We start from the raw sequence: 21584 nt of genomic DNA on the forward strand, positions 1-21584 counted from the left end.
ATTCTATTCAACAACGACAGAAAGTCCGTCGCGGATAACTGCTACTTTAGCATCTTTTCCTTCACGAGCAAAGGCTTTTTCAAGCGCTTCGTCAAATGAAGTTGCAAGTTCCATATGCATACCTGTGATCAATTCAGGATCTACAAGGTCAGATACAAAGATAACATGGTGGTGTACCAAAATACGTGCCAAGATTTGAGAAGTCCATTGGTCTGGGACAGTCTCTAAACGAGGTGTATTGATGGCTTGTTCCAAGAATTCTTTTGGATCTTCTACGTCAGCAAGGTTGCGATAGAAACCTTCTCCACCGTGACCATCTGCACATCCAGCCACCATGATGATTGTTCCGCCTTCTTTGTTAGAAGCTTCGGCTGCAGTCATCCCTTTAACAGCTTGGTAGATATTTTGGTCAAGTGGGAAACCACCGTTTGTTGAAATTGTGATGTCGCTTTCGATCTTAGACACATGTGCCAAGTCTGCAACGAAGTCACAACCAACTTTGTGGGCTTCAACCATGTCCCCAGCGAAAGATCCGATGATGTGTTTTTCGCCGTCCAATACAACGTTGACGATGAAGGCCAAGTTTGCAGTACGAGCAGCGTAAAGCATATCTTCGTGGATTGGGTTGTGGTCAAGGTTACCAGTACGTGCCTTATCAGAATTGATGAAGTCACCTGAGTGGTTCGCCATGATAGTTTTGTATGATGCGATACCTGGAAGGACTGATTTACGTCCACCTGAGAATCCAGCGAAGAAGTGAGATTCGATGAATCCTTCTGCTATCAACAAGTCAGCTTCAGCAGCGATTTTGTTGATGATACAATCACCACCTGAAGGAAGTTGACCGATTTTAACCATGTCGTCGTCGTTTGTTGAAATGTGCATAACGATTTCTTCATTGTCAACGATTTCTTGGCCGTATTTGTTGATCAATTCTTCACGAGTTGAAGGACGGTGGAAACCAGTAGCAACCAAGATACGCACGCGTGCATCAGGGTTAACTGAGCGAATACGACGCAAAATGATTGGAGTGATGATGTGAGAAGGAACGGGACGAGTGTGGTCAGAACTGATCAACACGATGTCTTTTTTGCCTTTAGCAAGTTCTTCCAAAGTAGGGCTGCCGATAGGGTTATCCATTGAACGTTCAACAGTTTCTTCTTCAGACAGTGGGTTATGGAAGTTTTCCGCTTTTGACTCTAACAAACCAGCAAAGTTTTCATCTGGAATCTTTGCAACAATCGTCTTTTTGTCGTACGGTAATTTAATTTCTACCATTATTTGCGATCTCCTTTATTAATACTGATACTTATAGTATAATTCTTTTTTAAAAGAGGTGTGTGCCATTTGTTGTCAACAAATGATGACATAAAAAAACAAGAACAGGTGTATCATTAGTGTGATTTCAAGAAAGAGCAGATGGGGAGGAAAAACCGTCGTGAATTCAGAATTTTTAGTGAAATTTTTGGAAGAGAGGCGAACGCCGATCGTCAAGAAAAAATACCATAGTTACCTCTCCTATCGTGGGATCAAAGAGGATTACATCTACATCTTGAAAGAAGGTGTGGTCAAGACAAGTGTCATCATGCGTGATGGGCGTGAGTTTAACTTTTCCTATCTAAAAGCCATTGACATTGTCTCTTTGATTCGTGATGAGGTGTCCAACTATACAGACTCACCTTTCAATGTGCGAGTGGAGACAGAAGAAGCAAGTTTTTATCGTATTCCTCGGGTCAAGTTTTGGAATTTTGTCAAAGAGCATAAAGAGCTGCAGGACTATGTGAGGGACTATTATCGTAATAAACTGTCTGAAAGTATGGAGTCTCAGCAGTATATGATGATGAATGGTAAAAAAGGGGCGGTTTGTTTTCATTTGCAAAAACTAAGCAGTTTGTTTGGTGTGGAGCAAGAAGACGGCGTCTTGATTGATTTCAACATTACCAATGAAGATATTGCCGGTTTTTGTGGGATTTCGACGCGAAACAGTGTCAATCGCATTCTCAATGAATTAAAACGAGAAGGTGTTTTGGATATTCGACAGCAAAAGATCGTGATTTTGGATAATGAACGGATTGAAGAATTTATCGGAAGGGAGCTATTCTAAGATGGCAACAGAAGCACAAATCAGAAAAGAAAAAGAAGAAAAATTACAAGATATTTTACGAAAAATCGGAAAGGTAGCCGTTACCTATTCAGGTGGGATTGACAGCTCTTATCTCTTGAAGGTGGCCTTGGATACCTTGGGACCTGACAATGTTATTGCGGCCGTCGTGAACTCTGAGATGTTTTCAAATGAAGAATTCGATCTAGCGCTCGACTTGGCCGATCAGCTAGGAGCACCTGTGCTTGGACTGGAAATGAGAGAATTGAGTGATCCACGGATTGCTGCCAATACGCCCAATATTTGGTATTACACCAAACAATTGATGTACCAAACTATTAAGGATTCAGTTACAGAACTGGGCTTTAAGCAATTGGTAGACGGCAATATTATGGATGATATCGACGATTTTCGCCCTGGTATCAAGGCTAGGGACGAAGCGGGTGTCCGCAGTGTCTTGCAAGAAGCCGGCCTCTATAAGACAGAAATTCGTCAATTGGCCAAGGAAAGAGGGGTCTCCAATTGGAATAAGGTGCCATCTTGTAGCGTTGCCTCACGCTTCCCATACGGAGTGAAAATCACTTCAGAAAATGTACAACGGGTTTTTGAAGGGGAAGAGTTCCTTGTAGGACTTGGCTTTGAGCAAGTCCGTGTGCGTGTGCATGGAGACTTGGCGCGCATCGAAGTGGAAGAAGACCATCTGCTTAAAGCCATCCAACTGCATGACAAGATCAATGACTACATGAAAAAAATCGGATTTACCTATGTAGCCTTGGATTTGGCTGGATATAAGTACGGCCGGATGAATGATGCATTGGATGAAAAAACAAAAGAAAAAATTATGGCAGGTTAAGCAATGAAGGAAGTGATAAGGTTCTGGTTCGAAGAGTTGAAGCCAGAGGATTGGTTCAAAAAATCAGAAGCACTGGATCAAGAAATGCGGGAGCGCTTTGAGGAACTTTATTGGAAGGCCAGTCGTGGGGAATTGTTTCACTGGCGGGCTACGGCAGAAGGGCGTTTAGCAGAGATTTTGCTCTTGGACCAAATTCCTCGCAATATTTTTCGAGGGACTGCCCAAGCTTTTGCGACAGATTCCCTGGCCTTGGTCTTGGCCCAAGAAGGCTTAGAGCAAGCCTTGGATCTACCAGTTGTACAAAGAGGATTTTTCTACATGCCTTTTATGCATTCTGAGTCCTTAGTCATTCATGAAGAAGCCCTGCGCCTATTTGATCAACCGGGCTTAGAAAAGCGTTTGAAGTATGAGAAGATGCACATGGACATTCTTCAACAATTTGGGCGTTATCCACATCGGAATGCCATCTTAGGACGGCCTTCGACCAAGGAAGAAGAGGAGTATTTGAAAGGACATTCTGGCTTTTAAAGGAAGATGAGGCCCACAGATTTCAAAACTCTTTTCTCTCTTCATGAAATTGCCTGAAACAGCAGGCATGATGTCAGAGTTCCCTCACCAAAGCTTTTCCAAGCGTCTAAAAAATGGTATAATGAACTGTAAATTTCAGAAGTTGGAAGGAATGTAATTGCTATGATGAATATGCAAAATATGATGAAGCAAGCTCAAAAATTGCAAAAGCAAATGGAGCAAAGCCAAGCAGAATTAGCCGCAACTCAATTTGTAGGGAAATCTGCTCAAGACTTGGTTGTTGCAACTCTTACAGGTGATAAGAAGGTTGTTTCCATCGATTTCAACGCCGCAGTGGTCGACCCAGAAGATACAGAAACTCTTTCTGATATGACGGTTCAAGCCATCAATGCTGCCATTGAAGAAATTGATGCGGCAACCAAGAAAAAACTCGGTGCTTTCGCAGGGAAATTACCATTTTAAGCTAAGGAAGTTTTCATTAACTCAAAAGAGGCTGGGACAAAAGTCCTAGCCTCTTAATTGTTTTTGGATTGTCGAGCAAGACGCAGTGGTTGAGTGGGCTCTACTACGCTGATTTCATCAGCTTTTACAGCCCTACTCAACTGTGCGGAGGCGGGACAAAGAAATCGAATTCTAACGAATTACCGATTTCTGTCCCCCTCTCTCTTTTTATTCATCAAAAAATCCGGATAAGTCCAAGCCTCCGAAGGGGTTGGTGGAGAAGTTCTCTTGCTCTTCAAGGAGGGTGCGGCCTTGATCAAATTCGAGGAATTGTTCGTAGACAAGGGCTGTCATGCGGGCATCCTCTAAGCTATCGTGTGATTTTCCTGCGACTCTCAAAAATTCTGCAACGGTGTGGAGTTGGAGATTTTTAATGCCGTGGAGGTCAGATGGACGACGTTCGAAAGCCTCGTCAAAGACATCGACGGCGTACTGGTCTTCTAGATCCAGCCCATTTTCAAGCAGGATGGGAAGGTCGCTCTTTTTGGCATTGTATCCGATTAAGGGCCGGTCTCCTACAAAGGCCTTGAATTCGCTGAGGACCTGCTCGAGTTGAGGGGCATTTTGGATCTTGTCCTGGGTAATGCCAGTCAGGCCGTTAATAAAGCTTTTTAGGGGCTTATCGGTGTAAACGTAGGAGTCGTAGTGATTGACTTCTTTACCGTTCGTAAAACGTACGGCAGACACCTGGATGATCTGATAGGCGCCTTCGTATTGGTTAAATTCGAGGTCAAAGGCGATATAATCTTCTAATGCTTTCATGGGAAATCTCCTGTGGTAGAAAAGAAAAGGGACTGGTAGGATCCAGCCCCGGATTATCGACGGAAAACGCGTGCCCAGAAACCTTTGCTTTCTTGCTCTTGAACTTTTTCGTTGGCTTGTTCGAGTTCAAGTTTCAAGGTATCGCGGTCGTTCATTGCTTGTAAAGTCAATTGTTGTTGTTGGTCCAATTGCTTGTCTTTTTCAGCAATTTGAACGTCTTTCACGCGCAACTGTTCATCTTTCTTAGCGAGTTGCTCGTCTTTGGCTTTGAGTTGCTCGTAGAGACGGACGATTTCAGCATTTTTTTCATCCACCAAAATTTCCATCAATTCGCGTTGTTTCACATCATCGCTGACGGGCTCATCTTCAAAAATAGTTTTTTTGTAGATTTCTTCGAGCTTGATCAAGCCACTACGGGTTACAACGGTAACCCCTTTTTCGTTCTTTTGTGTATCTTCTGGAGCCAGCGCTTTGACACGGTTATTGACCGCCTGGCGGCTGACTCCTAAAATTTCAGCAATTTCGCTGACAGTTTTTTCAATCGCCATAACTTCCTCTAATATCTTTTTCTATGAAATACTCTATTAGATAGTAACATAAGTAGGCTAAGCTGTCAAATGAAGCCGAGTAAGGGCAAGCCTTGAGACCACGATTAGCGGGTCTCTGTCATTTCAGGAAGATGGAGGCTGGATTGTGCTAAATCAATGGTCAGTTGGTAATCGGTTTGATCGCGCACAGTGATTTCAAAGTCCGTTGTGTAAAGGACCAGGCGAAGGGTCGCTCCTTTTTCGAGCTTGTAGATGGTTGGTTGAAGATCAAAGTCAAATTCCATCCACTCGCCTGGCGTCACAGCCTCAACCTCTAAGAGGTCATGACGATTTTGGAGGTTGAGATAACCTTTAGAAATGACTCGTTGGCCAGCTTCTTTGAAAGGCAACTCAGTCAAATTGTCTAGCATATGGTAGCGACCGTTATCCAGCGTACGGACCGACAAGACAGCAGGATAGGGTTGGAGGTATTTCTTGCTTCCAAGCTCTAAGAGTTGGGCTGAAAGCAGGCCTTTATTGGTGCTGGAGTAAAGTCGCAGGTGAAGGCGAGCTTTCCCATTGAGGTGTAGGTCTTCTTCGATTGGAAGATCAATGGTCACCTGTTGCGCCTTATCCTGGTAGAGGTCCGTTAAGAAGGTCGGATAAGCCTTGCCATAGCGCTCGTAATCTTTTGTCTCGTAGCGGTTTTGGATGACTTTTTCGTCGTCTCCCAGGGAGAAGGTCCGCTGATTTGTTTGGTTGCCAAAATCATCCAAGGAAGTCCAACTTTGTTCTCCTGTATTGTCCTGCCAGATGACAGTAGGCAATTCATAGCTTGAATCGTAGCCCAGCAATTTTTTAGAGAGGAGGGCGTTCATGCTTTCGCGGAAGTCAATGGATTGCCAGTTGTTGAGATAGACATGGGCACCATTGTGATAGAAGAGGTGTTTCTTGATGCTTGTTGGAAGAGCCTGGAACATATTAAAGACGTGAAGAGGTTTCACGTTCCAGTCTTGCGAACCATGAGTGAAGACCACCTCAGCCTTCACCTGATCAGCATGTAAGAGATAATTGCGGTCGTGCCAGAATTGATTGTAGTCTCCAGAAGCGCGGTCCAGCTCTTTTTTCACGATGTCTAGATCGGCTTGGTGGGCTGCATTATGGTGCAAATAGTCTCCACCTAGAAGGTTGCGCGAGTAGGTCAATTCGGCAAGGGAATCGAAATCTTCACCTGGATAGCCACCAGGACTTGTCACGAGGCCGTTTTCGCGGTAGTAGTTGTACCAAGAAGAGATCCCAGCCTCTGCAATGATGACTTCAAGACCGTCCACACCTGTGGTCGCAAGGCCGTTAGACATGGTTCCAAGGTAAGAGATCCCGGTGGTTGCGACCTTTCCATTAGACCAATCAGCTTTGACTTGGCGTTTGCGTGTGTGATCTGTAAAGGCCCGGCAACGGCCATTGAGCCAGTCGATAACGTTCTTGTAGGCTTCGATTTGTTGGTAATTTCCATTGGTCATCAAGCCTTGCGAATCTTTTGTCCCCACTCCAGATACGTAGAGATTAGCGTAGCCGCGTGGAAGGAGGTAGTCGTTGAGGGTATAGCTGGAATTGATATGGGTGAGAGTTTCTTCAGCTTCATCGACTAGCTCAGCTGAACCGACAGGATCCACCAATTCTAATTGAGGTACTTCTACTTGAATGGTATGAGGTTCTTTGACCTCGAGGTCGACATTCATATTGTAGAGGGCCTTGTCGCTGGCCTTATCGTTGGTCCCTTGGTGATAAGGACTTGCGGTCATAACAGCTGGAATCTTGCCTTCATAGCGAGGACGGATAATGCTGACCTTGACCAAGTCTGGCAGACCATCTTTGTCGGTATCGACCCGACTTTCCACATAGACGACCTCGCGGATGGCATCATGGCTCGTAAAGGTTGCGAGGCTCTTGCCGTTAAAATAGTGATACTGGTTATCTTCAGGAATCAAGCCATCGCTGACCAACTGATCGATGAGTAAATTTCCTTTTACTGTTCGAGTATTGAGAAGGTGATAGAGGTTTTCTACCAAGTTTCCATACTCAATCGGAAATTGGACTTCTTTCAAGAAGCTATCCGTATCTTCAAAATCAATAAAATAGCGGAAACCGAGTAATTGGAGGGCTACTGTGTAAAAAATGTTCGGAGACCATTCGCAGTCAGATTGGATATACGTTAAAAAGTCTGTTTTAGAATCCACCACTAGGTTAGAGAGGGGATAATCTGTATCTTTATAGGTGAAGTAAACCTTGCGGACAAACCATTCAAACAGTTCTTTTTCTGGGAGGTGGGTGGGAAGGTCAAACCCAATTTCTTTTAGTTCCTTAAGAATGTCTTTTTGGTCAACAGATAGATAGCTATATTGATTGTATTTCATAGACTGCTCCTTTTATCAGTTTCTTTTTTCTTTACTTCTTATATTATACTTGATAAAATAGTATTTGTCTAAAGACCTTTCGTCTATAAGGAGAAGGAATATTGAAAAAAATATCTTTTGAACAAGTTGCAAGAAGACGGACCTTATTGTTTGGGGTTCTTGCCGTCATTTTTGGGATTCTCATTTTTCGAAACGGCGTTGGTTTCACCAAATTTTCCTTGGATCTATTAGCCATTTACTTTTTAGTTGATGGACTAGGAAGCTTTCTTCTTCGCTTTTTGTTACGTAGCAAGTCTATTTCCTATAGCCACTCTATTTGGTTTATTTTTCTTTCACTTGCGTTGATCTGGTTGAATCGACTGAGTAGTCTGCCCGTAAACTTAGTTGTGATTTGTTTAGGGGCATATCAGTTGGGGAGTGCCATTGTCTATGGGATCACATTTTGGCTTTATAAGGCCAATCGGGTAAAAGGAGGCTGGCTCTATTTATGGGATGCGCTTTTAAACGGTGGGCTTGGTCTAGCAACTGTCTTGGAACCTGGTTCAGATGGGCACTTCCAATTTATCCTCTTGGGGGCTTATCTGGTCTTGTTGGGGATTTCTAATATTCGAGATGGTATTTTATTTGACAAAGACCAACAAGGCCAAGAGTTAAAACGTCGCTTTCGTATTAGCCTACCGGTTATCTTTGCAGCCTTTATCCCTGCTAAGGAGTTAAAACGGTTTAACCAGTTTCTTCAAAAAGGGAGCTCGGCGGGACACACAGGCCCTTATCGATTGGTGAAAAAAGAAGAAGAGGCAAGGGAATTAGAAATTTTGGTTCATACTTCTGACAGCAACTTATTTGGAGCGATTGGGCATGTAGATATTTGTTATCAGGGGAAGGTCATTTCTTACGGAAGTTACGATCCCTTTTCAGAGCGTCTATTTGGGACGATTGGGGATGGCGTACTGTTTAAAGTGGATAAGGAACCATACATCGAACTATGTAAAAAAGAGAGTCAAAAGACGCTGTTTGGCTACAGCCTATCCCTTACCGAAGAAGAGAATCAGGCAGTAGAGAAGCGTCTAGCTGAAATTGATCAGTTGTTAGAACCTTGGGATCCACCTAGGAGGTTACTGGAAGACGGTCAGCCGACCTACGCTTACAAATTGAAATATGATTTAGGGGCTGAGCTATATAAATTTACTTCTTCGCGTTTTAAATCTTACTTTGTTCTGTCTACTAATTGCTGCCTGTTAGCAGATTCCATTGTGGGACAGGCAGGAACGGCTGTATTAGATGTGCGTGGAGTGATTGCACCAGGGACCTATCAGGATTACTTAGAATACGAATTTGAAGCTCCAAACGGGCGGGTCCATACACGAACAGTATACTAAAAAAAGAAAGACAGATTTTTATTTTTGAAAAATCTGTCTTTTTTGCACAAGATTTCTTGTAAAAAGCCAGAAAATCTTTTACAATAAAAAGTGCTTGGAGGAAAGTATGACAGCAAATCAGATCGTAAGAGTGATCCCAGTCTTGAAAGTGAATAACCGAAATGTCAATCAACGCTTTTATGAAGAGACATTGGGAATGAAAGTATTAGTGGAAGAAGGAGCTCTCCTATCTTTAGGAGATGCCTCAAAAGTAGAGAAAATTGTCTTAGAAGAGTCACCGAGTATGCGTTCGCGTAAGGTCGAAGGTCCAAAGAAATTGGGTCGCATCGTGGTGAAAGTGGCACAAGCTCAAGAAATTGATTATTTGTTGGCCCGCCAGCCAGAAACAAGCGCCCTTTACCAAGGAGCTAATGGTCGCGCCTTTGAAGTTGTGTCTCCTCAAGGAGATACCATTTTCGTGCATGCTGAAGAAAATCTTGAAAGCCTAGAACCGTTGGAGAAAGCGCCTCTTGTTGACGTGCCAGAAGATTTCAAAGGTTTGACCAGCTTTGATGTGGACTTTCTTGAGGTCAATGTGGCCGATTTTGCTGAGGCTGAGAAGTTCTATAGCAACTTGCCAGCTTTGGCCCACTTTATCCATTTGCAGGAAGCTCAAGGAGAAGATCTCCAAGTGGAGAACAAGGTGACTTGGGATTTGAGCATGATCAAGGTCGAATTGGCATCTTTTGATGTGGAAGTCGTGAAAGAACGCTTGGGAGAAACTGTCGATTTTGTGCACCGTAAGGGAACTTTCTTGATTGCCAAAGATCCAAGTCAGATTGAACTCTGGTTTGAAGCCAATCAAGATCAGGTCCATATTTCTTATGAAGAATAAGAATGGAGTGATGAGCGTGAATGCAATCATCGAAAAAATTACCGAACAAATCCAAGAAGGCATCTATCCAGGTGCCTCTCTTGCGCTTTACCGAAATGGTCAGTGGAGTGAGCACTATCTGGGACTAGCAGATCCTGAAAAAGGAGAGCCAGTAGAGGCTGATCTGGTCTATGATTTGGCCAGTGTCAGCAAGGTTGTTGGAGTCGCTACCATTTGTGCCTTTTTGTATACAAAAGGGGAGCTTGCGCTCGATCGCCCTTTTAAAGAGGTCTACCCACGTTTTGCTCATGAAAAGACGACCATCCGGGAACTGTTGACCCATACTTCTGGGCTCGATCCCTATATTCCCAATCGGGATCAATTGGATGCGAGACAATTGAAAGCAGCTCTTGAAAATTTGCAGTTAAAAGAGGATAAGAGTTTTCATTACACCGATGTCAATTTTCTTTTGCTAGGTTTTTGGTTAGAAGAAGCATTCGGTCAGTCCTTGGATGACTTGTTTGAAGAATTGATTTTTGCACCCTGGCAGATGGCGGAAACACGGTTTGGACCGGTCGAAAAGGCGGTGCCAACGGTCCGTGGCCTTGCTTCTGGAAGTGTTCATGATCCCAAAGCGAGAGTATTGGGCTGTCATGCGGGAAGTGCTGGACTTTTTTCAACTGTTGCTGATCTAGAGCGCTTCTTAGAGCATTATCTGAAGGATGATTTTGCGCGTGACTTGTCTCAGAATTTTGCGCGTGAAGAGGGCAAGACCCGCGCTCTCGGATGGAATCTAGAGGGTGACTGGTTGGATCATACGGGCTATACTGGAACCTTCATCATGTACAATCGAAAGAGGCAGGAAGCTGTGATCTTTTTGTCTAACCGGACCTATGAGAAGGACGAACGGGCCCAATGGATCTTAGACCGCAACTCTTTGATGGACTTGATCAAACAAGAATGTGAAAAATAGAAATGGATGGCTGGGATGACGGATCCCGGCCTTTTCTTGTCTGTCCATAAGAAGGAGCTCTTCTGGGTGATTCATTTTTGGACTCCGTCTTAGGTTGGATTTCCTTCAAAAGCATCGCTTTTTTGGCTGATTTATATTAAAATAGTAATGACCTTAGTAGAGCGAGATGAATATGCATAAAGAGATAGGCGTCGGAAAGGCGCATAGTAAAATTATCTTAATTGGAGAGCATGCGGTGGTTTATGGTTATCCGGCTATTGCCCTGCCACTCCATCATATCGAAGTGATCTGCCAGATCATCCCGGCAGACAGTCCATGGATTTTGTTTGAAGATGACACATTGTCCATGGCGGTTTTTGCGTCTCTTGAGCACCTCGGGATTCGTGAGGCCCGGATTCGCTGTCGGATTCAGTCTATGGTACCGGAAAAACGGGGGATGGGGTCCTCTGCGGCGGTCAGTATCGCAGCTATTCGTGCAGTTTTTGACTATTATCAAGAGGAGCTGGACGATGAGACCTTAGAAATCCTGGTCAATCGAGCAGAAACCATTGCCCATATGAATCCAAGCGGTCTGGATGCCAAGACTTGTCTGAGCGATCAAGCCATTAAATTCATCCGGAATGTCGGCTTTTACCCGCTGGAGCTGGGTATAAAAGCGAGTTTGGTGATTGCGGATACGGGGATTCACGGCAATACCCGTGAGGCGATTCAAAAGGTTGAAGCTAAAGGGCAGGAAGTTTTGTCCCATTTCCATGAGATTGGTCAGTTGACCCAGCAGGTAGAAGCGGCTCTGAAAGAAAAAGATCTCATTGGCCTTGGGCAGGCTCTTACAGCTTGTCATGACCACTTGAGAGCCGTTGGTGTCAGCTGTAAAGAAGCAGATCACCTGGTCGCCGTTGCCCTTGAAAATGGGGCCTTAGGGGCTAAAATGAGTGGGGGCGGTCTTGGAGGCTGTGTGATTGCCCTCGTCAAGGATTCTCGTGAAGCAGAAACCATTGCCCATGCATTAGAAAAAGAAGGAGCGCACCATACATGGATCGAAAACCTGTAAAGGCTAAGTCCTATGCCAATATCGCGATTATCAAATACTGGGGAAAAGAAGATGCCAAACAGATGGTCCCTTCGACCAGTTCGATTTCGTTAACCTTAGAGAATATGTATACAGAGACCCGTCTGTCTCCCTTGCCAGCAGATGCGACTGCGCATGAGTTTTATATCGATGGAAAATTCCAACATCCAGCTGAGCAAGCCAAAATTGGAGCTGTGATTGATAGCTTGAAGCCAACAAATGAAGCGAGATTTGTTCGGGTGGATACCAGCAACAACATGCCAACCGCAGCAGGCTTGTCCTCTAGCTCGAGCGGCCTCTCTGCTCTCGTCAAGGCTTGCAATCAGTATTATGATTTGGGCTTGAGCCAGGAGGAATTGGCTCAAAAAGCCAAGTTTGCTTCGGGCTCTTCTTCGCGGTCTTTCTTTGGCCCTTTAGCAGCCTGGGACAAAGAAAGTGGAGAAATTTATAAGGTCAAAACAGACCTAAAACTCGCGATGATCATGCTGGTTCTCAATGACAAGCAAAAGCCCGTTTCCAGCCGGGAAGGGATGAAACGCTGCATGGAGACTTCGACTAATTTCAAAGAATGGATCGAAGAGTCTCGACAAGATTACAAGGACATGCTGGGCTATCTAGCTGCCAATGATTTTGAACAGGTCGGTCAGCTGACAGAGCGCAATGCCCTTGCTATGCATGCGACGACTAGAACAGCCACTCCAGCCTTTAGCTACTTGACAGAAGAAAGCCACAAAGCCATGGACTTTGTCCGTGAGCTTCGCGCTGCAGGCCATGCTTGTTACTTTACCATGGATGCAGGGCCAAACGTTAAAGTCCTCTGTTTAGAAGAAGACTTGGATCAGCTGGTACCTTTATTTGATGCCCGCTATCGGACCATCGTATCTAAGACAAAGGACCCTCAAGATGAAGACTAAGTATCAGGTACAGACTGGAGGTAAGCTCTATCTAGCTGGAGAATACGCGGTGCTAACACCTGGTTATGGAGCTGTGATTCAGTTTATTCCTATTTATCTGTTAGCTACCATCCAAGAAGCAACAGCCTACCAGCTAGCCTCAGATCTCTTTGGTTACCAGGTGGATTTGACCCCAAATAAGGACTACGCCTTGATTCAAGAGACCATTCAGCTCATGGAAGAGTGGCTGAAAGATCAGGGAATAACCCCTAAACCCTTTGATCTTCACCTTAGAGGAACACTGGGCGAAGAGGGGAAAAAGTATGGGATTGGTTCCAGCGGAAGTGTGGTCTTGCTCGTGATCAAGGCCATGGCTGCTCTGTATGAGTTAGACTTAAATCCAGATCTGCTCTTTCGACTAGCAACAGTTGTCTTGGTGCAAAGAGGGGACAATGGTTCCATGGGCGATTTGGCTTGTATTGCTTACGAGGACTTGATTTATTACCAATCCTTTGATCGGGCTTGGTTGCATGAAGTATTGACCTCTCAGCCCCTTTCACAAGTTTTAGACCTGGATTGGGACTACCAGATCCGCTCGATCCAGCCAGCCATCGCTTATGATTTTCTGGTTGGTTGGACCAAGGAACCGGCCATTTCAAGTGATTTGATCCGCCAGGTTAAGGGAGCGATCAAGGAAGATTTTCTTCAGGAGAGCCAGAGCGCAGTGAAGAATCTTGAAAAAGGCCTCCGTGAAGGGAATCAAAAAGAAATTGAGACCAGTATCAAACGCGCCGATCAGAACCTAAAGTCTTTGAACCCTTTGATCTATACCCCAGCTCTAAAAGAGCTACAAGAAGCGACAGAGGGCCTTTCTGCCTGTGCCAAATCCAGTGGTGCTGGAGGAGGCGACTGTGGGATCGCCCTTAGTTTTGACCCAGTTGAGACTCAGACCTTGATAGACCGCTGGAAGGAAAAGAATATTGAAGTCATTTACCAAGAAAGGATGGGAGATTCGTGAGCGAAAATCGAAAAGACCAGCATATTCGCTATGCCTTGGAGCAAAGCTCCTCCTATAATAGCTTTGATGAGATCGAGCTGATTCACCGATCCCTCCCCCTTGTGGATCTAGCGGAGATTGATTTGACAACCCATTTCGCAGGGCGTGATTGGGAGGTCCCTTTTTATATCAATGCTATGACAGGCGGGAGTAAACGGGCCAAAGAGATCAATCAAAAGTTGGCAGCAGTAGCCGAAGCCTGTGGGATTCTCTTTGTGACTGGCTCTTACAGCGCAGCACTGAAGGATCCGAACGATCAATCGTATGCGGTCAAAAAAGACCATCCTCATCTTCTTTTAGCAACCAACATTGGCATCGATAAAGAGCCAGATTTGGGCTTGCGGACAGTGGAAGAGCTACACCCCCTCTTTCTTCAAGTCCATGTGAATCTGATGCAAGAGTTGCTCATGCCCGAAGGGGAGCGGATTTTCCACACTTGGAAAGACCATCTCAAGAGCTATGGGCAGGGCTTTCCAGTGCCTGTAGTCCTGAAGGAAGTTGGCTTTGGTATGGATCCCAAAACAGTTCAGGCAGCGCTAGATGCTGGAATTAAAACCGTCGATATTTCTGGCCGTGGTGGCACTAGTTTTGCCTATATTGAGAATCGTCGTGGTGGCAATCGCGCTTATCTGGATGATTGGGGACAATCAACTGCGCAGTGTCTCTTACAGTTACAGGATCAGATGGATCAGGTTGAGGTCCTCGCAAGTGGTGGCATCCGTCATCCTCTTGATATGGTCAAGGCCTTGGTCCTTGGAGCACGTGGCGTAGGACTATCCCGCGTTTTTCTTGAGATGGTAGAGACTAAGAGCATTGAAGAAGTGATCGTCCTTGTCCAAGGCTGGAAAGAAGATCTCAGATTGCTCCTATGTGCGCTCGGTTGTCAGAACCTGAAAGAGCTCCGTGAAGTCGACTATCTCCTATATGGAAAGTTGTGGCAAGCGAAGCAACAGAAAAAATGAAGAAAAATCATTTTAGAAACTTTCCTTAGGTGAGTACGGAGGTTAGGTGAAATTATCCAGTGGATGATTTCAGCAATCCAGGAAGTTCCATGACTTAGTTTTGAACCTAAGGTTTCAAAACTCCCGAGTGCCTGAAACAAAAACGTTTCAGGCACTTTTCTCACGGCGGAAAGTTTTCGTATATTATTATTCATTTTGAAAATTAGAACTCTTTTATAGTTCTTTGAAGAATCACTTAACTTATTTTACTTAAAAATTAGTTCCTATTCGTTTAGGATTGGCAAAATAAGCCAATTCTTTCTTTTTTTTGAAAAAGTGTTCTCCTCAAAAATTCTGATAGTTTACGAATCGTTTACGGTTGCTGGAATCGCTTGCAAAATAGGCTTGTAAAAGAGTATACTAAATAAGGAAAAACATTTTTAAAAAGGAGTTTAGGATGAAGAAGCACTATTTTCGATCAGCTGTAGCAGCCTTGCTTCCGCTTTTGTTGATTGCTCAACCTGTTGAGGCTTGTACGGGGTTCATCATCGGGAAGAAACTGACTGCCGACGGTTCGACCTTGGTAGGGCGTACCGAAGATTTAGAACCCAACCATAATAAAAATTTTGTGGTCAGAGAGCGTGTCTACAATAAAAAAGGAGCCATCTTTGAGGATGCTGCCAACGGTTTTCAATACCCTTTGCCAGAGATTAGCTATAAGTATACAGCGGTCCCAGATGTCACCCCAGATCAAGGAATTTTTGACGAAGCAGGATTCAATGAATATGGGGTTTCCATTTCTGCCACTGTATCTGCTTCAGCAAATGACAAGATCCAAAAGGTGGATCCCTATGTCAAGGATGGCCTCGCAGAATCAGGCTTGACCAGTATCGTTCTCCCAAGTGTGAAAACCGCAAGAGAAGGGGTTGAACTCATTGCTAAAATCGTCGAAGAAAAAGGCGCTGCAGAAGGAAATATTGTGACCATTGCCGATAAAGAAGGCGTCTGGTATATGGAAATCCTATCTGGTCACCAATATGCAGCGATTCTCTTCCCAGAGGATCGGTTTGCGGTCTTTCCAAATACTTTCTTCTTAGGGCATGTCGATCTATCGGATACCGAACGCACGATCGCCTCAAAAGATCTTGAAAAAGTCGCCAAAGAAGCCAATAGCTATAAGGAAGTGGACGGAAAATTCCACGTTTCTCAATCCTATAATCCGCCTTTGCAAGAAGCAGATCGCTCTCGGGTTTGGTCGGGAATCAAATCGCTAGACCCAAGCTCTCCTGTTAAATATGACGATGCGTCCTTTGACCTTCTTCATACAACCGATCGAAAATTAACCCTCCGCGATGCCATGAATCTCCAACGCAATCGTTTGGAAGGAACCAAATATAAACCACAGGATCAAATGGAGCTGGATGGAAAAGGTATTCCGAAAAAAGGGGAGTTTGATGAGGTTTATAAATACCCTATTTCCAATCCAAATGTCATGGAGGCCCATATTTTCCAACTGAAAGACGATGTCCCAGCGAGTGCAGGTGGAGGCACCATGTGGCTGTCGATGGGTAGTCCACGAAATGCTCCATACCTACCCTACTATGGCAATATTCTCAACACCTATCAAGCCTACCAAGAATTAGGGGATCATTACAATGATCGCTCTTGGTATTGGACTATTTCAAGAATCAATGACCTTGTGGCCAAATATCCAGATTTATTCGAAGATGGGGCGATTCGTACTGAAATGGAACGATTGGAGTCTCAGTGGATGGTCGAACAAGATCTGAGTGATCAGGAACAAATTGCCCTTGCTTCTCAGCCTGAAGAAGCGAGTGAGAAGGCAACAGAGGAAAGCTTGGCAAGAGCTGAGAAAACCTTCGAACGCTTGCAAGAAATCAGAAAAGAAGCAGAACAAAAGGTAGCAGATGAACACGGAAAAAGTGCCCTGCAGGATCTAGATGACGAAGAAGATGCTGCTTATGAAGAGAAGATTGATCTCGTTGATTTTGACTATGATTACATTCTAGCAGCAGGCTTGTTCGGGGCAACCCTTCTAGCGATTGTGATCTACCTGATTCGCTCAAAGAAACAAAAGGGAGGAAAACAAGATGACTAAAATTCAAAGAGCCTCGATCTATCTTTTTCTACTGTTGGCAGGAATTGGCTTGGAGTTTGAACTCGGTCATCTTTCTCAACAAGAATTTAGCCAGTCTGCAGGCAGAGACTTGGTCTTAAACTTGTCTGTTTTAGCTGCTATTATTATCCCGCTCTATCTCTTTTCAAAACGATTGGCCAAGCAGTTGTCTGTTCCAACCTATCTCTTATGGATTGCCATGTTTGGAGGAGCCTTCGTAGCAGGCTGGTTGAGCTTTTCAGGCAATAGCTTGATTGATATTATGAATAGCCATGTGATCAAGGATGCCACTGTCTTTAACAAGTGGACGGATGCTTTGACGGCCCCGTTTTCAGAGGAATTCTTTAAGGCTCTAGTTGCCTTTTGGGTTGTCTTGATGGTTGGCAAGAAAGATCTAAAAGCGATTCTAATTGCAGGCTTGGGCTCTGGCTTTGGTTTTCAAATCATTGAGGATTTAGGGTACGTTGCCCGCCAAACCAAAACCAGCCAATTAGCTGCGGTTACTGAGGCCATTAACCGGATCTCTGGTGGATTAGCTTCACATGCCCTCTATACAGCTGTTGTATCCGTTGGTGTCTTCCTCTTGTTGTCCCAAGTGACTCAGAAAAAGGAAAAAATCTTTGGGCTCTGGTGTGTTCTCTCGACAGTAGCCAATCACTTCTTATGGAACTCTCCGTTTTATGAAACAGACCATCGGATTAATCTTCTCGTCGGACTACTCTTTGCCGTCCAAGTAGGGACCTTTATCGAAGTGGTGCTCTATACCAAGAAACATCCCGAGTTGCCATTTTTAAAACAATAAGAAAAATTTTTCAAACACAAAAGAACTAAGACGTGGGTCTTAGTTCTCAAAGTGAAGATAAAATCATCTTAGAAACTTTCCTTAGGTGAAGACGGACGTCAGCGAACTTCGAAGAAGTTCCATGACTAATTATTGAGCCTAAGGTCTCAATAATTCCGAGTGCCAGAAACAAAAGTGTTTCTAGCACTTTTCTCACGGCGGAAAGTTTCAGTATATTCTCGATTCATTTAAAAAATTAGAACTCATTTTTATTTCTTTGCAGAATCACTTGACCTAATTTACTAAAGAATTAGTTTGTCTTAGTTCTTTTATTTTCTCAATTCTTGTAAGAGTGTTTGTGCCTTCTCTAAGTTAAAGGGTTTGTTTTCAAGGAGTTGGCTGACCAATCGGGGAACTTCCTCTTCCTTTGCTCCTGCTAGAAGGGCTAGGGAGCGTGCTTGGAGTTTCATATGTCCTGCTTGAATTCCTGTGGTGACTAGGGCTTTGAGGGCCGCGAAATTCTGCGCCAAACCGAGCGACGCAATGATACCTGCTAATTCAATAGCAGAAGGCTCTCCTAGCAAACGGTTGCTGACTTGAACCGTTGGGTTGAGGCCAATCGAGCCTCCTTTTGTCGCAACCGGCATTGGTAGGGTGATCTCTCCATAGAGTTTTTTCTCTTCCGGCTGACTTGTCCAGTGACTCAAACCCTTGTAAGAACCACTTTGTGCAGCATAGGCATGGGCTCCTGCTTCGATGGCCCGCCAGTCATTGCCTGTCGCAAGGACTAGGGCATCAATCCCGTTAAAAATTCCCTTGTTATGAGTAGCCGCACGGTAAGGATCCACTTGAGCCAGTTGGCTAGCTAGCTCCATCCGGTGGGCAATCTCAATGGCTTCATCAGGATTTCGACTCAGTGCTTTAAAATCGATGGCACACCGTGCACTCACTAAAGAGCGAGTAGCCAAGTTGGATAAAATTGCCATCAAGGCCTGACCACCAGAGAGTTCCTGGATGCGATCGGTCAGAGCTTCCAGCATGGTGTTGAGCATATTGGCTCCCATGGCTTCTTTGGGATCGACGGCCAAGTAGACAATAAGAAAATCCCCCTTGTTTTCGACCCAAAGATCTCTCGCTCCACCTCCACGCTTAACGATAGAAGGATAGGCTTCATTAGCGAGCTGAAGAAGGGTTTTCTTGTCTTCTAGGATACGCTTGCTAGCAACTTCCATGTCTTCAACATCCGTCAGAGCAATCTCACCGATCATTTGGCGTTGGTACACCTGGGTGGTGAAACCGCCTGAATGTTGAATGAGCTTGGCCGCAAAGCTGGCAGCTGCTACCACGGAAGGCTCTTCTGTGACCATGGGAAGGACATAGTCACGACCATTGATCAGGAAATAAGGAGCAAGGCTAAAGGGCAAGTCAAAAGTCGACAAGACATTTTCCGTCAATTGATCTGCAATAGAAAGGGGAAGTCCCTTTTGTTCTTTTAAGATCTGTGCTTCATCCCAAGTTAAGAGGCCTTCCTTCAGTAAGGCCTCTATGCGTTCTGTGGGAGAAAGTTTTGCAAAACCTGGTAATCGTGCCATTATTTTTCTACTTTCTGGTAAGTGCGTTGGTGTTCCTTGATCTCTGTCAAAGCAAAAGTTTGATGCGTAGCAGGCTCAAACACTTGATTGCCACTAGGATCTAGATCTACTTCCTCATAAAAGAGTCGTTCGTAGTCAGCAACACTAAGAACCATACGTTGGTCCAGTTTTCCCATGCGTTTGTGATCTAAGAGTTGCTCAAAACCAGGAACAAGGTTGGCACTAAAGATCTCAGAAACCGCTCCACTTCCATAGCTAAAGAGGGCGATTCGGTCCCCAGCTTTGAGTTGGGGGTCATTTTCCAGTAGTGACAGCAAGCCTAGGAAAAGAGATCCAGTGTAGATATTTCCCACGCGTTGGCTGTATAGAATCGATTGATCAAAGTTGTATTGTAATTGATCTTTTTTCTCTTCTGATAATGACTTATCCAAGATTTTTTTCAAGCCCTTGAGAGCTAATTTTGGATAAGGTAAATGGAAGCAGACGGCCGCAAAGTCTGTCAAGGTAAGGCCAGTCCGTTTCTGGTATTCCGCCCAAGTTGTTTTCAGAGAATCTAGATATTGTTGCGTTGAATAAATCCCATTCACGAAGGGAGTTGTCGCATAATTTGGACGCCAAAAATCCATGACATCGCGTGTTTGGGCAACATTATCATCGTTAAAAGATAGAATACGAGGATTTTGGCTGATCAGCATAGCAACCGCTCCAGCCCCCTGTGTTGGTTCTCCAGGAGTTCCAATTCCGTATTTAGCAATGTCACTGGCAATGACCAAAACCTTACTCTGTGGAAATTTTTCAACATGGAGTTTAGCATAATCCAAGGCAGCAGTCGCAGCATAGCAGGCTTCTTTCATCTCAAAAGAGCGGGCGAAAGGCTGGATATCTAGTAAGCCATGGACAAACACAGCAGCAGCCTTACTCTGGTCAATTCCAGATTCTGTCGCAAGAATCACCATGTCGATCGCTTCTTTATCTTCGTCTGTTAAAATATCATCTGCTGCAGTAGCAGCCAATGTGACGATGTCTTCTGTGATCGGTGCAACACTTTGTTCTTTTAAGAGAAGACCCTTGCTCAGTTTTTCGGGATCAGTATCACGAGCAGCAGCCAAATCTTTTAAACGCAAGACATAAGAACTCGTCGCAAAACCAATCTTATCAATCCCAATTGTCATTCTTAACCTCTTTTTTATTTGATATCTACTAGTATATTTCGTTACTATTTTACCATATTTAAGGGTAAAACTCCCTTGAAAAAGCTAGATCAGCAAGGAAATCATTCTCGGGACCGATTTTGCAATGTTTCAAAGAAAAATAGAGAATCTATAAGAAAAAGCCATCCTCAGATGGCTTTTCAACTCTTATCCTTGCTTATCTTTTTTAGGATTACTCATGATTCGTATGAAGAGTTCTTTGCATTTGTCTCTTAGAACTTTTTCGTAGAAGACGATTAAAGCGATGTACACAATCGTAAAGTTCAAGGTCAGATAGAACAAGTCAAATGAATTGCGGGCATAATCAGTTGCTAATAGATAGGAGGAGAGGGTTCCTAGGATCATCCAAGGAAGATACTTGATATACTTGCTTATCATCATACAGCACCTCGCATACTTTAAAGGATTTGTTTTTTCACTATCATTGTATCCCTTTTAAGTAAAAATGCAAGCGATAACACTTAGAGAAATTGAAAAACGAATATTATTTTGCATTAGTTTGAATGGAGAAAAACTATTTTAAGATAAGTGAAGCGATTACTTTAGTAACAAAAAAATTTTTTGAGCTAATCATGTCAATTATGTACTTTATTTAAGCAAACTAATGACAAAATCTAAATGCAAAATCATCGATTAATCAATTCCTCAATTTCCTTTATCCCTTCAAACTCTCCAACACTTTCGAAAAGTTCTATAGCTCGTTTGAAATGTGTGTTGGCTAATCCTTTATCTTCCAAGGCTAAATAAATTTCCCCTAACCCTCTATAGCTACAAGCCTGAGAAATCACATCATCAGTCTCTAAAGATTGTTCCAGTGACAGATTCATGAATGTAAGAGCTTCATCAAGATTGTTTAATTTCAATCTCAAATAGCCTTGTTCGTAGTTATTCACAGCTTTCTTTAGATTATCATTGGGAAAATGCTCTTCAATTATCTTCTCTTCATCTTCAATGAGCTTTAAAGCCTTATGAAAATCACCCTGATCTCTGTAGATCATAGCTAATTGATGTA

21 protein-coding genes are annotated in these 21584 nt (G+C 43.9%); 13 read left to right on the forward strand and 8 right to left on the reverse strand.

Features of this window, described 5'->3' with window-relative positions; all coding sequences use genetic code 11:
• Positions 1–3: 3 nt before the first annotated feature.
• The gene (larA, locus tag HMPREF2832_RS09585) at positions 4–1278 is read right to left on the reverse strand and encodes a nickel-dependent lactate racemase (RefSeq protein ID WP_049497126.1); all 1275 of its coding nucleotides are present in this window, start codon (positions 1276–1278) and stop codon (positions 4–6) included.
• A 160-nt stretch (positions 1279–1438) separates the two neighbouring features.
• On the opposite strand from larA, the gene HMPREF2832_RS09590 reads away from it, so the two are divergent.
• From HMPREF2832_RS09590 to HMPREF2832_RS09605, 4 genes are all read left to right on the forward strand, one after another.
• Positions 1439–2104 (forward strand): Crp/Fnr family transcriptional regulator, encoded by a 666-nt coding sequence (locus HMPREF2832_RS09590; protein WP_045759927.1) that lies wholly within the window; start codon positions 1439–1441, stop codon positions 2102–2104.
• 1 nt (position 2105) lies between these two features.
• On the forward strand, positions 2106–2954 hold the full coding sequence (gene larE, locus HMPREF2832_RS09595) for an ATP-dependent sacrificial sulfur transferase LarE (RefSeq protein WP_023919180.1): 849 nt from the start codon (positions 2106–2108) through the stop codon (positions 2952–2954).
• A 3-nt stretch (positions 2955–2957) separates the two neighbouring features.
• On the forward strand, positions 2958–3482 hold the full coding sequence (locus tag HMPREF2832_RS09600; RefSeq protein WP_070507038.1) for a DUF924 family protein: 525 nt from the start codon (positions 2958–2960) through the stop codon (positions 3480–3482).
• 162 nt (positions 3483–3644) lie between these two features.
• Positions 3645–3944, forward strand: a complete 300-nt coding sequence (locus HMPREF2832_RS09605; RefSeq protein WP_003005613.1) for a YbaB/EbfC family nucleoid-associated protein — start codon at positions 3645–3647, stop codon at positions 3942–3944.
• 207 nt (positions 3945–4151) lie between these two features.
• On the opposite strand, the gene HMPREF2832_RS09610 is transcribed toward HMPREF2832_RS09605, so the two are convergent.
• The 3 genes from HMPREF2832_RS09610 to HMPREF2832_RS09620 form a co-directional block, all read right to left on the reverse strand.
• The gene (locus HMPREF2832_RS09610) at positions 4152–4745 is read right to left on the reverse strand and encodes a 3'-5' exonuclease (RefSeq protein WP_049488259.1); all 594 of its coding nucleotides are present in this window, start codon (positions 4743–4745) and stop codon (positions 4152–4154) included.
• Positions 4746–4798: 53 nt separating this feature from the next.
• A complete protein-coding gene (locus HMPREF2832_RS09615; protein WP_003008835.1) occupies positions 4799–5293 on the reverse strand; it encodes a DUF536 domain-containing protein in 495 nt (164 codons plus the stop codon).
• 104 nt (positions 5294–5397) lie between these two features.
• Positions 5398–7686, reverse strand: coding sequence for a Xaa-Pro dipeptidyl-peptidase (locus HMPREF2832_RS09620; RefSeq protein WP_049488257.1), 2289 nt, complete (start codon positions 7684–7686; stop codon positions 5398–5400).
• Positions 7687–7787: 101 nt separating this feature from the next.
• On the opposite strand from HMPREF2832_RS09620, the gene HMPREF2832_RS09625 reads away from it, so the two are divergent.
• The 9 genes from HMPREF2832_RS09625 (at position 7788) to HMPREF2832_RS09665 (ending at position 17790) form a co-directional block, all read left to right on the forward strand.
• Complete coding sequence (locus tag HMPREF2832_RS09625; protein ID WP_023919173.1) at positions 7788–9065, forward strand: HdeD family acid-resistance protein; 1278 nt, start codon at positions 7788–7790, stop codon at positions 9063–9065.
• Between the two features lie 106 nt (positions 9066–9171).
• A complete protein-coding gene (locus tag HMPREF2832_RS09630) occupies positions 9172–9939 on the forward strand; it encodes a CppA N-terminal domain-containing protein (protein WP_024055030.1) in 768 nt (255 codons plus the stop codon).
• Between the two features lie 10 nt (positions 9940–9949).
• Positions 9950–10891 carry a serine hydrolase domain-containing protein gene (locus tag HMPREF2832_RS09635; protein WP_070507041.1) on the forward strand — a complete coding sequence of 314 codons (942 nt, stop codon included), beginning with the start codon at positions 9950–9952 and terminating at the stop codon, positions 10889–10891.
• Between the two features lie 172 nt (positions 10892–11063).
• On the forward strand, positions 11064–11942 hold the full coding sequence (mvk, locus tag HMPREF2832_RS09640) for a mevalonate kinase (RefSeq protein WP_009731693.1): 879 nt from the start codon (positions 11064–11066) through the stop codon (positions 11940–11942).
• Positions 11924–12874, forward strand: coding sequence for a diphosphomevalonate decarboxylase (gene mvaD / locus HMPREF2832_RS09645; RefSeq protein ID WP_070507045.1), 951 nt, complete (start codon positions 11924–11926; stop codon positions 12872–12874). Before mvk ends, mvaD begins: the two co-directional genes overlap by 19 nt.
• The gene (locus HMPREF2832_RS09650) at positions 12864–13871 is read left to right on the forward strand and encodes a phosphomevalonate kinase (RefSeq protein ID WP_070507047.1); all 1008 of its coding nucleotides are present in this window, start codon (positions 12864–12866) and stop codon (positions 13869–13871) included. The genes mvaD and HMPREF2832_RS09650 overlap by 11 nt, the downstream gene beginning before the upstream one ends.
• Positions 13868–14872: a type 2 isopentenyl-diphosphate Delta-isomerase gene (gene fni / locus HMPREF2832_RS09655; protein WP_070507051.1), complete on the forward strand. Its 1005-nt coding sequence runs from the start codon at positions 13868–13870 to the stop codon at positions 14870–14872. The genes HMPREF2832_RS09650 and fni overlap by 4 nt, the downstream gene beginning before the upstream one ends.
• 436 nt (positions 14873–15308) lie before the next feature.
• A complete protein-coding gene (locus HMPREF2832_RS09660; RefSeq protein ID WP_070507054.1) occupies positions 15309–16970 on the forward strand; it encodes a C69 family dipeptidase in 1662 nt (553 codons plus the stop codon).
• The gene (locus HMPREF2832_RS09665; protein WP_070507057.1) at positions 16963–17790 is read left to right on the forward strand and encodes a PrsW family glutamic-type intramembrane protease; all 828 of its coding nucleotides are present in this window, start codon (positions 16963–16965) and stop codon (positions 17788–17790) included. The genes HMPREF2832_RS09660 and HMPREF2832_RS09665 overlap by 8 nt, the downstream gene beginning before the upstream one ends.
• 308 nt (positions 17791–18098) lie before the next feature.
• On the opposite strand, the gene HMPREF2832_RS09670 is transcribed toward HMPREF2832_RS09665, so the two are convergent.
• From HMPREF2832_RS09670 to HMPREF2832_RS10555, 4 genes are all read right to left on the reverse strand, one after another.
• Positions 18099–19361: a hydroxymethylglutaryl-CoA reductase, degradative gene (locus HMPREF2832_RS09670; RefSeq protein WP_070507060.1), complete on the reverse strand. Its 1263-nt coding sequence runs from the start codon at positions 19359–19361 to the stop codon at positions 18099–18101.
• Positions 19361–20533 (reverse strand): hydroxymethylglutaryl-CoA synthase, encoded by a 1173-nt coding sequence (locus HMPREF2832_RS09675; protein ID WP_070507063.1) that lies wholly within the window; start codon positions 20531–20533, stop codon positions 19361–19363. Before HMPREF2832_RS09675 ends, HMPREF2832_RS09670 begins: the two co-directional genes overlap by 1 nt.
• Positions 20534–20719: 186 nt before the next feature.
• Complete coding sequence (locus HMPREF2832_RS09680) at positions 20720–20950, reverse strand: hypothetical protein (RefSeq protein WP_045759877.1); 231 nt, start codon at positions 20948–20950, stop codon at positions 20720–20722.
• A 248-nt stretch (positions 20951–21198) separates the two neighbouring features.
• Positions 21199–21584, reverse strand: a 386-nt coding sequence (locus HMPREF2832_RS10555; protein WP_261674230.1) for a tetratricopeptide repeat protein, incomplete at its 5' end; no start/stop codon positions are given.

Source organism: Streptococcus sp. HMSC073D05 (assembly GCF_001812015.1).
GTDB classification, from domain to species: domain Bacteria; phylum Bacillota; class Bacilli; order Lactobacillales; family Streptococcaceae; genus Streptococcus; species Streptococcus parasanguinis_D.